Raw genomic sequence first — 14115 nt, forward strand, 5'->3', positions numbered from 1 at the left:
CCGGCTGTCATCTCTCCGGACCGCGGCCTGCATGGTCTGCTGGTGATCGCCCCCGCCGGAATAACCGCCGTCCGCCTGGATGCGGCCTTTCCGGTGCTCCATGGAAAAAACGAAAGGCCGAAGGCCTTTTTCGACAGAGGGATGCATGACGGACAGGGCTCGATCCTTGCAGAAAAGTCGCCCTGTCCGTCATGAGAGGCGTCATTTCCGACGCGCATGTCGCCGGAAATGACGGAACATCCTTTCCTTCCACCGTCTGCGGACGACTCAACTCTGCGAGGCTCTTCTCCAGGAGGGGTTTTCGACAGCCTGGCGCCCCACAGCGTTTCAGAATATCTCCCGCAGGAGGGCCGCGCAGCGTTTCGCCGCTGCGGCCAGGCGCGCTTATTGCTGGAGAAACCGGGAGAGAAACTCCTGCGTGCGCTTGTTTTTGGGGGCGGAGAACAGGCGGATGGGGTCGCTCTCCTCGCAGATCACACCGTCGGCCATAAAGACCACGTGATTGCTCACATCCCGGGCAAAGGCCATCTCGTGGGTGACCACGATCATCGTCATCCCCTCCCGCACCAAATTGCGCATGACTTCCAGCACCTCGCCCACCATTTCGGGGTCCAGGGCGGAGGTGGGCTCGTCGAAAAGCAGCACCTCCGGCTCCATGGCCAGCGCCCGGGCGATGGCCACCCGCTGTTTCTGGCCGCCGGAGAGCTGGCGGGGCAGCGCGTTCACGTAGGGCGCCATGCCCACCTTGCGCAGATAGTGCATGGCTTTTTCCCGGGCCTCCTCTGCGCCCCTGCCCAGCACCTTGCGCTGGCCGATCTCGCAGTTCTTCAGCACGCTCATATTGTCAAACAGGTTGAAGCTCTGAAAGACCATGCCCACCTTGGCCCGGTAGCCGGGTACGTTGATGCCGGGGGACAGGATATTGGAGCTGTGGAAACGGATCTCGCCGCTGGAGGGCGTCTCCAGCAGGTTGACGCACCGCAGCAGCGTGGATTTCCCTGAGCCGGAGGAGCCGATGACCGAGATCACGTCGCCGCGGTAGACGGTGAAGTCGATGTCCCGCAGGACCTCATGGGCGCCGAAGGATTTGGAGAGATGTTCGATGCGCAGCAGGGGATGGCGCAGATCCCGTTTTGGCAGCAGATCCATGTTAAACCGTCGCCTCCTTGTCGTTTGGCCCCGCGCCGCCGGCATCCAGGGAAAAGGGATCGCCGGTCAGTTCGTAGTTTTCCGCGCCGGAAAGGCTGCGCTCCCACACCCGCAGCAGCCGGGCGGAGACCAGGGTCATGATCAGGTACAGAAGCATGGCCAGAAAGGCGGCCGGGAAATAGAGGTACACGGCGGCGGCCGCCGATTTGAAGGAGAAGAAAAGTTCTGTGACGCTGATGACCGAGAGCATGGAAGAGTCTTTCAAATTGATGATAAAGTGGTTGCCGATCTGGGGAACCAGATTGCGCAGGGTCTGGGGCAGGATGACGTGAAACATGGCCTGCATATGCGTCATGCCGATGGCTTTGGCGCCCTCCATCTGGCCGGGATCCACGGCCTGGATGCCGCCCCGGACCGATTCCGCCATATAGGCGCCGGTATTGATGGAGAGGATGAAGATGCCGGCGGGAAAGGTGTCCATATGGAGGTGAAACGCATAGGCCGAGCCGTAGAAGATGAACATGGCCTGGAGCATCAGGGGCGTGCCCCGGAAAAACTCCACATAGACGGCCAAAACGGCCCGCGCCATCTGCAGCAGCCCCCGCTGGAGCGGCGGCTGGCCGGGCTGGGTGGGGATGGAACGGATCAGCCCCACGCCAAAGCCGATGACGCAGCCGATGGCGGTGCATGCTACCGCCAGCACCACGGTCAGGCCGGCGCCGCGGAGGAAGGAGATGCCGTACCGGCTGAGGACGGTACCGCAGTCGGAAAGGAATTGAAGGATGCTGTCCATGAACTCTTGCTCCTTTTTCGTCATTGAACACAGACCGAAACGCCCGGCCCTGCGCGGGAGGGGCGCGTTCGGCCCGGGGGAAGCGCTGCGGAAGAGAGGGAAGGGGGCGTTACTCCTGATTCAGAGGTTGCACCTCGATGGCCTGGTCCATCATGGCGGTGTAATCATCGGCCGTGTATGCGGCCAGGACCTCGTTGATGGCGGCGGTCAGGCCGGCGTTGCCCTTCTGGACCGAGATGCCGAAGTTGGTCTCTTCTTCGGAGACGTCGAAATCGTCGCCGCTGCCGGTGAATTCCAGCATTTTCATGGCGGGGTAGGCTTTGCAGGCGGACAGCGCGGTGGGCTGATCGGTGACCACCAGGTCCACGGCGCCGGAGTCCAGGGCCACCAGCATGGCGGGCACGGATTCCTGGGCGGGCAGAACCGTAACGTCCGGGATCTGGGGCAGGCAGGCGTCGTACCACACGGTGCCCAGCTGGCTGGTGGCCTTGGCTCCGCTGAAGCCGCTGATGCCGGCGGCGCCGGCATAGGCGCCGTCCGATTTCACCAGACACACGATAGAGGCGTAGTAATAGGGATCGGAGAAGTCCACCTGGGCGGCCCGGTCGGCGGTAATGCACTGACCGGCGATGACCGCGTCCACACTGCCCGACTGAAGGGCAGGGATCAGAGCGTCCCACTCCATCTTGACGATCTCCAGTTCACAGCCCAGATGCTCGGCGATCTTCTTGGCGAACATGACGTCGTAACCGTAGGCGTAGTCGGAGGTGCCGGAGATGGGGACCGCGCCGTTGGAATCGTCGGCCTGCGTCCAGTTGAAGGGCGCGTAGGCACACTCCATGGCCACCTTCAGCACGCCGTCCTCCACCAGCTTGGGCGTGAGGGCGCTTTCCGGCGCGGCGGCCATCGGTGCAGAGGCATCCGGGGCGGGGACAGACGCGGAGCCGCCGCTGGAGCAGGCGGCCAGAGACAGGGTCATGGTCAGGGCCAGCGCAAGTGTGAGCAAAGTCTTGCCTTTCATTGGGATCAAACTTCCTTCCATTTTGTGTTTCCCGGAAAAACAAAAGACGCCATGAAAACCTTCCAAAGGAAGGATCCATGGCGACTGTGCAGGCGGAAGAACCGCCCCTATCATCTGCGATAGCACGTTTTCTGTTTTTGAGGGAGCTTGGAACGATCGGAACGTCTCGATTTGCAAGCATCTTACTCCGGCAATTCGTTTTTGTCAAGCCAACAACAGCAATTTCAGAGAACTACACAGGGCGGAAGGAAAATGGAAGCGCACCTTTGGCGACTTGTCAAAGGAGAGGCGCGGCGCAGAGGCACAGCTCCGCTGCAACTCGTTCAGCCGAACTTCTGCTTTGAATGCTGCAATAAGCGCAGCCGATAGGGAGCGCCTTCACTGCGGGCGAAGAGACCGCCTCCCTCCATTTGACCGGCACGGTGCGGCAGCGGAACGGTGGTCAACCGCTCCGCTGCCACCATTACCACCACGGCGGATAACGCCGCGGTCACCATTGAAGCGAGGTGTACCCGGATCCTCACCGGGGATTGTACCATCACCGGCCTGCCCCGAAACGGAACCATCGGCTTTCAATGGATACACCATCACGTTGGCCGACGCCGCGGTTCTGGGCCGGGTGTGAGAAAACCTCCACTGAGCGTATTTGACATCAAGGCAAGCCGCCTGGGCCGGTTATAAAACAGAAAAACGATCCCTTGAAAACAGGATCTGGAATTGCCGGTACGGCAATTCCAGATCCTGTTTTCCCTCAGAGAACATCTCGAAATGCTATTTTGCAGCACACCCGCCGCCGTGTTGTTTAGTCGGTCTCGTCCTGAATCGCCTTGGCGGCCTCGATGGCCTTTTCCTGAGCGGCCGGAGGCGCCTCCTCATAACGGACGAAGCGGAAGGTAAAGGAACCGCGGCCCTGCGTCATGGACCGCAGGTCGATGGCATAGCGGCTCATCTCAGCCATCGGGACCTCCGCCTCTACGATCTGGTTGCCTTCGCCGTCCGGGTTCATGCCCATAACGCGGCCACGGCGCTTGTTCAGGTCGCCGATCACGTCGCCCATATAGTTGTCGGGGATGGTCACCTTCAGCGCTCCGATGGGCTCCAGCAGGGTGGGAGAGGCCTGGGGCATACCCGTTTTGTAGGCGATCTGCACCGCAGTCTTGAAGGCCATTTCGGAGGAGTCCACGGGGTGATAGGAACCGTCGAACAGGGTGGCCTTCAGGTTGACCACAGGATAGCCCGCCAGTACGCCGTGAAGGACGGCCTCGCGCATGCCCTTTTCCACGGCGGGGAAGTAGTTTTTGGGTACTGCGCCGCCGACGACCTCCTCGCAGAACTGGAGCTCTTCGGTATCGCCGGGCTCAAAGCGCATCCACACGTCGCCGAACTGGCCGTGGCCGCCGGTCTGCTTCTTGTGGCGGCCCTGGACCTCCACCTTCTTGCGGATCTTCTCACGGTAGGCCACGCGGGGCTCGGAGAGCTCCGCGTCCACACCGAAGCGGCTCTTCAAGCGGGAGACCAGAACGTCCATCTGCATATCGCCGGTGCCGGAGACCACCATCTGGTGGGTCTCCGCGTTGTTGACCCAGCTGAAGGTCAGATCCTCTTCGTTCAGGCGGGTCATGCCGCCGGCGATCTTGTCCTCCTGGCCCTTGGACTTGGGGGCGATGGCCACGGAATAGCAGGGCTCGGGGAAGGGGATGGGCTCCAGCTTGACCACCTTGCGGGGGTCGGAGAGAGTATCGCCGGTCTTGACCTTGTCCATCTTACCGATGGCGCCGATGTCGCCGCAGGAGAGCTCCTTGACCTCGTCGGCTTTTTTGCCCTTCATCACATACAGGCGTCCCACCTTCTCAGTGGCGCCGGTGCGGGAGTCCACCAGCTGCATATCGGGCTTCAGGTTGCCGGAGATGACCTTTACATAGGAATACTTGCCGTACTGATCGGAGACGGTCTTGAACACCAGCGCGGCGGGCAGGGCCCCGGGGAAGGGGATAAACTCATCCAACTCGCCCTTCTCGTTTTCGCCGATGAGCGGGCGGCCCTCCAGAGGATTGGGCAGCAGTTCCACGATGATGTCCAGCAGCATGCGGGTGCCGAGGCCCGAAAGGGCGGAGCCGCATACCACCGGGAACAGGGACAGGTCCTTTACGCCCTGACGCAGGCCCTGGATCATCTCGGCATAGGTGAAATCCTCGCCGGAGAAATATTTCTCCATCCGCTCCTCGCTGGTCTCGGCCACGGATTCCTTGAGCGCGTCGTACAGCTCGTCCAGCACGCCCTGCTTGTCCTCGGGCACGTCGATCTCGATGCGCTCGCCCTTGGGGCCGGCCTCAAAGGCGCGCTTGTGCAGCACGTCAATGATGCCGATGACCTTTTTGTCGGCGTCCCAGATGGGGGCCACCACAGGGGCGATGTTCTTGCCGAAGCGCTCCCGCAGGGTATCAAAGGCGGCGTTGTAATCGGCGTTATCCTCGTCGGTTTTGGAGATATAGAGCAGCCGGGGCAGCTTGCGCTGCTGGCATAGCTTCCAGGCCTTCTCCGCGCCCACGCTCATGCCCGCCTTGGCGGAGCAGACGATGATGGCCGCGTCGGCCACCTGCACGGCCTCGATGACTTCGCCCACAAAGTCGAAGTAGCCCGGGGTGTCCAGCACGTTGATCTTACAGCCGTTGTATTCGATGGGCGCCACGGCGGTGGAGATGGAAATCTGACGGCGGGTCTCCTCCGGATCATAGTCGCAGGTGGTATTGCCGTCCGCAGGCTTTCCCAGACGCTCCGTGCCGCCGGTAAGATATAGCATGCTCTCGGCCAGGGAGGTCTTTCCGTTGCCACCATGCCCCAGCAGACAGACGTTGCGGATATTTTGTGTGGAATAGCTCATACTTGTTTCCTCTCCTTACTTTTGGAATCGGTCAGCGGCCGCCCGGTCGTCCGGCGCAACTGCTATTGGTCATTATACATTAATTCCAAGGTACTTACAACTGAAATTTTATAAAAAAGGTGTATTTGTTAACGGGGGCGCGCGCAGGAAAGCGCGCGCGGATAAAAAACAACTGGGCGTACTGCAATATGCAGGAAAAAAGGCGGCTGCAGGCCGGCCATACGCGGGAATATTCCGGATGAGAGCGCTTGCAGCCGCAACCCATGGGAACCATCTGCGGTTGCGCGCCTTTTGTAACCGCCTCTTCCGGGCGCCTTGCCTGAATTGGAGCGTGGCTTTATGCGGGGCGACAGTCTGAACTATAGTTTAGCCGTTATACACCACTTGGAATGGGGTTACGGCAAAAAATTGGCTAAAACAGAAAGCCGCCCCACGGGCGGGCCGTGGGGCGGAACGACTTAGGGTGCACAGGTGGGCAGGATCACAAGGCCGGTAGCGGCGCCGGGGGCAATGTCGTCTCCTTCCGTGCGCACGTCGGCGTCTGCCCATGCCTCGGTCAGGGCGGTAAAGACATCCGCGGGTACCGAATAGCAGGCGCCGCCGTCCAGAAGGTAGCAGGGATAGGCGGACAGATCCACCGCGCTGCCGGCGGGCAGAGTCAGCACGCCGCAGTAGGACTGCGTTTCGGGAGGTGCGCTCTCCAGTTCGAGAAGGGAAGAGCCGCCCCCGCCGGATACGGAGTAGGCGCCGGCCCCTTCCTTGGCGGCGCTCTCCTGGGAAGCGCTTTCGTTGTCCGCCTGCGGAGGCAGCGCGGGGCCGGCGCTGGAGCCGGAGGTCATCAGCGTAACCGTGTCCTCCGATACGGCGCGGGATTCCGCCTCCGTTTCCGGGGCGGCCGCCTGGGGCGCGGCCGCCCCGGACGCCGCGTCCAGAGCGGACGGCGCCGCCGCGCTGCCCGCAGACATCCCGCCGCCGGCCAGGGGGCCGTTCAGCCACAACCGCACCCCGCCGCCGAGGAGTACCAGCGCCAGCATGGCCGCGGCGCAGGCCCAGGACCGCCGCCGCCAGGCCTGACGCTTGGACTGGAAGGGCGTGACCTTGGCGGCGCGGACGGCCGCCATCACATCCTGCGCCAGGGCGGCAGGCGGCTCCGCCGTCCAGGCGGCGGCCGATTCCTGCAAGGCCGTGTGGAGCGCCTGAAAATCGGTCTGGAGCGCCCTGCACGCCGCGCAGCCTTGCAGATGCTCTTCCAGCAGCGCTTCCTCCCGGTCGGTAAGCTCGTTGTCCAGTTGGGCGCTGATCCGTTCCAGCGCCTGATCGCAGGTGAGCATGCAGGTCGCCTCCTTTCCGATGAAATGTGCGCCTTGTTTGTACCGTTACCCTTTGGACGAAAGGCCGGGCGAAAAGTTCCCGGTGGAGAGCAGATAGTTGCGCAGCGCCAGCCGGGCCCGGGCGATCCGGGATTTGACGGTGCCCTCCTCCAGCCTGAGCGTGCGGGCGATCTCTCCATAGGAGAGTCCCTCCAGCTCCCGCAGCACCAGCACCTGCCGGTGTTCGGGGGAGAGGGCGTCCAGCCCGTCCCGGATCGCCTGGCTCCGCTCAATCTGTTCCAGCTGCCGGTGAGGGCTGTAACGCTCGTCGGGCAGCTCGGCCTGACGGGCGGCCGCCTCATCGTCCAGGGAGACGGTCATGGACAGGGCGGCGCGGCGCTTTTCCCGCCGCAGAAAGTCGATGCATACGTTGGAGGCCAGCCGGTACAGCCAGGTGGAGAAGGCGCTCTCGCCCTGAAACCGGCCCAGCCCCTTCCAGGCGTTGAGAAAGGCCTCCTGGCACAGCTCCGCCGCATCGTCCGGATTGCCGGTCATGCGCAGGGCCAGGCTGTAGATGCGCCCCTGATTGCGCTCCACCAGCGCCGCGAACGCCTCCTCGCTGCCCTGCCGGGCCCGCTGGACCAGCACCAGCTCCGTTTCCATGCCGTTCTCACCTGCCTTTCCGGGGGGGGGCGGTCAGCAGAGATCCCGCTGTATGCCCGCCGTGATGCGCTCAATGTCCGCCAGGGTGCTGACCTGGCTGATCTGTTCCTTATAATAGCCCGCGTGGGGGACGCCCCTGAGATACCAGGCGTAGTGTTTCCGGGCCTCCAGGCAGGCGATGTGTTCGCCCTTGTGCTCCGCAGCCAGCCGGAATTGCCGCACCGCCGTGTCGCACCGCCGGGCCAGGGGCGGAAGGGGAGGGATCTCCTGCCCCTCCAGGGCGGCGCGGGCCTGCTGGAACAGCCAGGGATTTCCAAAACAGCCCCGGCCGATCATGGCCATGTCGGCGCCGGTATATTTGAGGATGTGGACCGCATCCTCCGCAGAAAACACATCCCCGTTTGCCAGGACCGGAATGGAGACGGCCTCCTTTACGGCCCGGATGTAATCCCAGTTGGCCCGCCCCGCGTACATCTGGGTCCGGGTGCGGCCATGGACGGCCACGGCGGATACGCCCGCCTGCTCCATGGCCTCTGCAAACTCCACGCAGTTGATGCAGCCCTTATCCCAGCCCAGACGGAATTTGACGGTCACGGGCCGCCCGCCCGCCCCGCGGATGACCGCCTCGGCCACCCGGACCGCCAGGTCGGGCGTGCGCATCAGCCCCGAGCCGTCGCCGTTCTGGGCGACCTTGGGCACGGGGCAGCCCATGTTGACGTCGATGATCTCCGCGCCGGAACGCTCCGCCGCAATGCCCGCCGCCTGCTCCATACAACAGGGGTCGCTGCCGAAAAGCTGTACCGCCGCCGGGTGCTCCCCTGCGCCCAGCTCCAGCAGGGGAATGGATTTTTTGTCCTGATAGCAAAGGGCTTTGGCGCTGACCATTTCGGTGACGGTGTAGCCCGCGCCCAGCTCCCGGCAGACGGTGCGGAACGCCAGGTCCGTCACTCCGGCCATAGGCGCCAAGGCCAGACGGGAATTTATAGTAATATTGCCGATTTGCACAACATACCTCGATGTGTTATAAAGTGTATGTATCATACCACAACGGCCAAAGTTCGGCAAGGTATCTTTCCGCTGTGGGCAGGAGATACTAAATCAGAAAAATCAGGAAAAGGAGCGTTTTTACCATGGATAAGTACGTTTGCGACATGTGCGGCTATATTTATGATCCCGCGGAGGGCGATCCGGACAACGGCGTCGCCCCCGGCACCCCCTGGGAAAAGGTGCCCGAGGACTGGGTGTGCCCCCTGTGCGGCGTGGGCAAGGACCAATTTTCCAAGGAGTAAGCCCCAGCGCCAAAAGGGCGCGCCTGCGGAAGCTCCGCAGGCGCGCCCTTTTGGCGCTGGCCTATCCGGCCATGCCGCTCCAGGGAAGGGTTTCGCGGGTGGCGGTCTTGTATTGCTTGATCAGCACCTCGGTGAGATAAGCGATCTTGGCGCGCAGGGCCTCGGAGCGCCCAGTGGAGAGCATCGCCTCCACCTGGTCCCGATTATGCCACAGGTAGGCCCAGGTCTCCGCAAAATCCTCCGGGCGGCTGACCATGGCGTAGCCGGAGACGAAGCCCTCCGAACCGGAGTTTGCGGTGAAGGACACCCATTGGTTGCAGGATGCGGTCCAGCCGTTGGCGATCATGGCGGAAGAGACCACCATATGCCCCATCTCGTGGCTATAGACGTAGGGGTCGCCGGTTCCGGTATAGTAGATGCGGTCGCACCGCGCGCCGGAGCCGTCGTATACGTGCTCTCCGTGGAAGCCGCCACCCATCCCGCTGACCTGACCGTCGAAGAGGACCATGTCGGAGGGGAAGAGGACGATCTGGGTTCTGCGGCTGCCTTTTTTGGCCACGACCTCTTTCAAAAAACCGTCAGGATAGAGGTCGAAGGCCTCCTTCATCTTCAAAAGCTCCTGATAGACCTGCTGGAAGTAAGCCCCGCCCAACGTGACGCTGCCGTAGGTGGCGTGGGTCACGACCGCGCCGGGGACGGTATCGTCGAACTCAGGCAGATAGAAGATCTGGATGCCGATCTGCTGTTCCAGCGCGCGGCACAGGTCCCAGGCAACGTCGTCGGAGTAGTGCAGGCGGCTTGCGCCGGTGCCGTTCATCACGCCCCAGCCCACCATGGCCGATACCGGGCCGGAGGCCCAGGCGGCGATGGAACCCTGATCGGAGAAGGAGGCCCCGGCGGGCCCGATGGGCGCGCCCATGGTCTTCAGGGTGTTGTAGAGCATCACGGCGGCCTCCTGCCGGGTAATACCGTTGTCCGGCAGAAAAGAGCCCTTGCCGTTGCCGCTGACGATGCCAAGCCCGGCGGCGGTAAGCACCGAGGGGGCGCTGGTATCGTCAAAACGGACGTCCCGGCTGGGCGTGAGGTCCCAGCCGTTGACCCTTGCGGCCTCCTCCAGGCAGAGCACCGCCAGACGGCAGAACTCCGCCCGGGTGATATCCTTACCGTAGCCGTTTTGCAGATCGGCGGGCACCAGGCCCGGCTCCACGGCCTGGGCGACCTCTGCCTGGGCCCAGCGGTCGGGCTGCTCCGCCGCCGCGGCCGGAACCGCCGGGGCGGCCAGCAGCGCCAGCAGGCAGAAAAGCGAAAGCCCACGCCGGAACTGTCTGCGTTTTTTCATAATATGCCATTCCTTTCCCCAAAACTGCAGCTACAGCATAGCATGTGCAGAATGCGCTTGCAAGCGGCGGGGAAAAGGGCCCCTTATCCGCTGCCGGCGGCCTTCCGGCAGGGCGATCAATTGAACGTTGTGGATTACATCTTTTTCCGTTTCTGTATCAAACGGTATCAAAATTAGGAGGTAACTGTGAACGGTAAAAAGGTGTTTTATTCAGAACTGGCTTATGTCTTTGGAATGGTTATTTTGGCGCTTGGTACGGCCATGATGGAACTGGCGGATTTTGGCATGTCGATGGTTGTGGCGCCCGCCTATTTGGTGCATCTGCAAATTTCAAAAGCCGTTCCGGCGTTTACCTTCGGGATGGCGGAATATTGTCTGCAGGCAGTCTTGCTGATTGGGATAGCCATGATCGCGCGCGGACGGAAAATAAAGTATGTTCTCTCCCTTGGAACGGCGGTTTCTTATGGATTTACCCTTGATTTAGCCATTCGGATCATTGGAATGATCCCATCCGGTGCGTTTGTTGGACGAATCGTGCTTTATGTGTTTGGAATGGGGTTTTGCGCTGTCGGCGTTTCGCTGTTCTTTCATACATACCTTCCGCCGGAGGCTTACGAACTCTTTGTCAAAGAAGTTTCCGTGAAATACGCAACGGACATTCACAAAACAAAGACGGTTTATGATTGCTGCAGCTGTTTCCTGGCGGTACTTTTATCCTTTTCCTTTTTTGGATTCGGACATTTTGAAGGCGTGAAGTTTGGAACCGTTATCTGCGCTGCGCTCAATGGATCCTGGATAGGGATGTGCAGCAAAATGATGGAGTCTAAGTTTTGCTTTAAGGATGCACTGGAACTGAGAGACTTTTTTGCCTGACGGAACGTTACAAGGTTAAAATGGATCGGGCAGCCTCGCTTTTGAGGCTGCCCTTATTTTGTCTGACAAGGGGCGCCGGAACTACCCCGATGAGGAAAAAGAGAGGGAAAAGGAGGGGGGAGGCCTGTCAGGTTGCGACCATTTTTTCCCAAAAATAGGATTATACTGTCTCCGATACCGTGGGCGGACAAGCCCTGGACAAAGGAGACGTGGAGACATGGCGGCGAAAGGGAAGCTGAAGACGCGGGCGGCCAGGGCCCGGGAGGAAATGCGGCAGACGGGGCGGCTGGTGCTGCGCGCGCCCGCGCTGGTGCGCTTTGCCGAATGCGTCATGCGCCTGTTGCTGGGGGCGGTGCTCGCCGGGGCGGAGATCTTCGGGGGCTACGCGCCCTTTGGGCTGGGAATGGTGGCCTGCTCCGGCTCCGGGCTGGACGGCTTCTGCGCCCTGCTGGGCGCCTGCCTGGGGTACTTATCCTTCCAGGGCTTTGTGGAGGGACTGCGGTATGCGGCCGCGGCCATCCTGATTTTTTCCGTATCCTTCGCCTTCTACGATATCCGCCCTTACCGGCGGGCCTGGTTCATGCCCGCGGCGGCCGCCCTGATGGACGCGGTCACCGGCTTCGTCTACCTGTCCGACCGGGGGTGGACGGCGGGCAACCTGATCTTTTTCGGCACGGAAGTGCTCTTATGCGGCGCTTCGGCCTATTTTTACCGCATCGCCTTCTCCCCTTGGACCGGCAAGCGGGAGGAGGAGGGACTCACCCTGCGCCAGAGTGTGAGCCTGCTCATCCTGGGGGGTACCCTGCTCATCACCCTGTCCAAGATCACCCTCTTCGGCGACATCTCGGTGGGCCGCTCCGCCGCGGCTCTGGCGGTGATGGTCACCGCCTACAAGGGAGGGATCGGACCGGGCGCCACCGTGGGCGTGGCCGCGGGTATCGGTATGGACCTGTCCGCCGGGGGCATGCCGTTTTATTCCATGGCATACGCCCTCTCCGGCGTGATGGCGGGGGTGTTCCACCGGCAGGGCAGGCTGGCCGCCGCGCTGGCCTATGTGCTCTCCAACGCCCTGGCGGTGCTGTGGACCTGGAACGAGGGGCCCAATATTCCCGTGCTTTATGAGGTGTTCATCGCCTCGGTGCTCTTCCTGATCCTGCCCGACGCGCTGCTGCGGCAGGTGGGTGCCCTGGTGGCCGGACAAAACGCGCGGCAGGACACCCGGGAGCGGGCCCACAACTACGTAAAGGCCCGGCTGGAAGCTACCGCCGGGGCCTTCCGCAGCCTCCACGAAGCGCTGCGCACCGCCTTCGGGCAGACCCCGCCCAACGACAACGATGCGGCTACCGTCTTTGACCGGGCGGCCAGCCGGGTGTGCAAGCGCTGTCCCCTTCAGTCCTCCTGCTGGCAGCGGGATTATGTGAGCACGTTCAATGCCCTCAACGACGCCCTGCCCGCCATGCTGGAACGGGGACGCGGGGAAGGGGAGGACTTCCCCGCCTATTTCGCCAACCGCTGCCTGAAGTTCCCGGAATTCCTCGCGGCGGCCAACGAGGAGGTCTCCGCCCTGCTCTACCGCAGGCAGTACCGCAGCCGTCTGCGGGAAAACCGCTCGGCGGTCTGCCGCCAGTACGGCGATCTGGCCGACGTTCTGGGGACGGCGGCGGCGGAGCTGGGCGCGGAACTGGTGCCCGACCCGGTGCGGGAACGCCGGCTGCGGCAGTACCTGGCCGCCCAGGGGACCGAATGCCTGACGGCGGCCTATTATGACGAGGCGGGCCACCTGCGCCTGGAGCTGGAGGGCCAGGGGCTGGCCCCCCTGCGGAAACCGGAGAGCGTGGACAAGCTATCGGCGGTGCTGAACGTCCCCCTGCGTCCGGCGGAAGAGGATGGGCGGCGGGACCGGCTGGTGCTGGTGGAGCAGGAGCCCCTGATGGCGGTGGCCGGCGTGGCTGCGCGGAAAAAGGACGGCCAGACGGTCTCCGGCGATACGGGGGCCTGGTTCAAGCATGACGACGGCTCCCTCTACGTGCTTTTGTGCGACGGTATGGGCAGCGGGCTGGAAGCGGGGCAGGAGAGCGGACTTGCCGTGCGCCTGCTGGAGCAGTTCCTCCGGGCGGGCGTGCGCCCCGAGGCCGCCCTCAAGACCCTCAACTCTGCCCTGGCCCTGCGGGGCGAGGAGACCGGGGGCTTCACCACGGTGGACCTGCTGCGCCTGGACCTGTTTACCGGGGAAGCGGCGGTGTATAAGTACGGCGCGGCCCCTACCTATGTGCGCAAGGGGAAAACCGTCAGCCGCATCACCGGCAGCGCCCTGCCCGCCGGCCTGGCCGGGGGCGACGGGGCCGCCCCCGACGTGGCGAAGGTGCGTTTGGAGGCGGGGGACTGGGTGCTGCTGGTCACCGACGGGGTAGCGGGCAGCGACTCCGACCTGTGGGTGCGTCAGCGCTTTGCCGCCTTTGAGGGGGAAAGCCCCAAGGACCTGACACAAGCGCTCATCGACGAGAGCGCAGGCCATGGCGGCGCCACCGACGACCGCACCGCGCTGGTGCTGCGTCTGGAAAAACGGTGAGGGGGATTTCCAAGACGCTGATCCGGGGCGCGAAACCCCTCCCGTGGGAGGGCCTCACAGAGTTCCGTCGTCCGCAGGCGATGAAGTAAAATCAGGATCCGCCCTTTCCGGCGGAATGCGCGCCGGAAAGGATCCTCCTCAGAACGGACGGGGCGGCTTTTTCGCAAGAAATGGAACCCGGTCCGTCCTGCATCCCTCTGTCGGGAAAAGGCCAAAGGCCTTTTCCCG

Annotated in this window: 11 protein-coding genes and 1 pseudogene; 4 read left to right on the plus strand and 8 right to left on the minus strand. The window is 63.0% G+C overall.

Annotation, left to right across the window (positions count from 1 at the left end; all coding sequences use genetic code 11):
- Positions 1-195: pseudogene (locus tag NE547_RS17240) on the plus strand (hypothetical protein); the annotation flags it as partial.
- 189 nt (positions 196-384) lie between these two features.
- Here the strand turns inward: NE547_RS17240 and NE547_RS17245 are convergent.
- The 7 genes from NE547_RS17245 to dusB all read right to left on the minus strand — a co-directional run bounded on the left by NE547_RS17245 (position 385) and on the right by dusB (position 8822).
- A complete protein-coding gene (locus tag NE547_RS17245; RefSeq protein WP_305148560.1) occupies positions 385-1149 on the minus strand; it encodes an amino acid ABC transporter ATP-binding protein in 765 nt (254 codons plus the stop codon).
- A 1-nt stretch (position 1150) separates the two neighbouring features.
- Positions 1151-1942, minus strand: coding sequence for an amino acid ABC transporter permease (locus NE547_RS17250; RefSeq protein WP_186907736.1), 792 nt, complete (start codon positions 1940-1942; stop codon positions 1151-1153).
- Positions 1943-2051: 109 nt separating this feature from the next.
- Positions 2052-2963 (minus strand): transporter substrate-binding domain-containing protein, encoded by a 912-nt coding sequence (locus NE547_RS17255; protein WP_186907735.1) that lies wholly within the window; start codon positions 2961-2963, stop codon positions 2052-2054.
- An 802-nt stretch (positions 2964-3765) separates the two neighbouring features.
- Positions 3766-5844, minus strand: coding sequence for an elongation factor G (locus NE547_RS17260; protein WP_256176549.1), 2079 nt, complete (start codon positions 5842-5844; stop codon positions 3766-3768).
- Between the two features lie 458 nt (positions 5845-6302).
- Positions 6303-7175: a zf-HC2 domain-containing protein gene (locus NE547_RS17265; RefSeq protein WP_256176550.1), complete on the minus strand. Its 873-nt coding sequence runs from the start codon at positions 7173-7175 to the stop codon at positions 6303-6305.
- A 45-nt stretch (positions 7176-7220) separates the two neighbouring features.
- Entirely contained in the window at positions 7221-7817 is a 597-nt protein-coding gene (locus NE547_RS17270) for a sigma-70 family RNA polymerase sigma factor (protein ID WP_256176551.1), read from the minus strand.
- 33 nt (positions 7818-7850) lie between these two features.
- Positions 7851-8822 (minus strand): tRNA dihydrouridine synthase DusB, encoded by a 972-nt coding sequence (dusB, locus tag NE547_RS17275; protein ID WP_256176552.1) that lies wholly within the window; start codon positions 8820-8822, stop codon positions 7851-7853.
- Between the two features lie 125 nt (positions 8823-8947).
- Between dusB and rd the strand changes: the two genes are divergently transcribed.
- A complete protein-coding gene (gene rd, locus NE547_RS17280; protein ID WP_186907730.1) occupies positions 8948-9106 on the plus strand; it encodes a rubredoxin in 159 nt (52 codons plus the stop codon).
- A gap of 61 nt (positions 9107-9167) precedes the next feature.
- Here the strand turns inward: rd and NE547_RS17285 are convergent, their stop codons facing one another.
- The gene (locus NE547_RS17285; protein WP_256176553.1) at positions 9168-10445 is read right to left on the minus strand and encodes a putative zinc-binding metallopeptidase; all 1278 of its coding nucleotides are present in this window, start codon (positions 10443-10445) and stop codon (positions 9168-9170) included.
- Positions 10446-10631: 186 nt separating this feature from the next.
- Between NE547_RS17285 and NE547_RS17290 the strand changes: the two genes are divergently transcribed.
- Together NE547_RS17290 and NE547_RS17295 are read left to right on the plus strand one after the other, a co-directional pair.
- On the plus strand, positions 10632-11318 hold the full coding sequence (locus NE547_RS17290; RefSeq protein ID WP_256176554.1) for a DUF6198 family protein: 687 nt from the start codon (positions 10632-10634) through the stop codon (positions 11316-11318).
- 217 nt (positions 11319-11535) lie between these two features.
- Positions 11536-13887, plus strand: coding sequence for a SpoIIE family protein phosphatase (locus tag NE547_RS17295; RefSeq protein ID WP_256176555.1), 2352 nt, complete (start codon positions 11536-11538; stop codon positions 13885-13887).
- Positions 13888-14115: the final 228 nt, after the last annotated feature.

Source organism: Flavonifractor sp. DFI.6.63 (assembly GCF_024462255.1).
Lineage (GTDB): Bacteria > Bacillota > Clostridia > Oscillospirales > Oscillospiraceae > Lawsonibacter_A > Lawsonibacter_A hominis.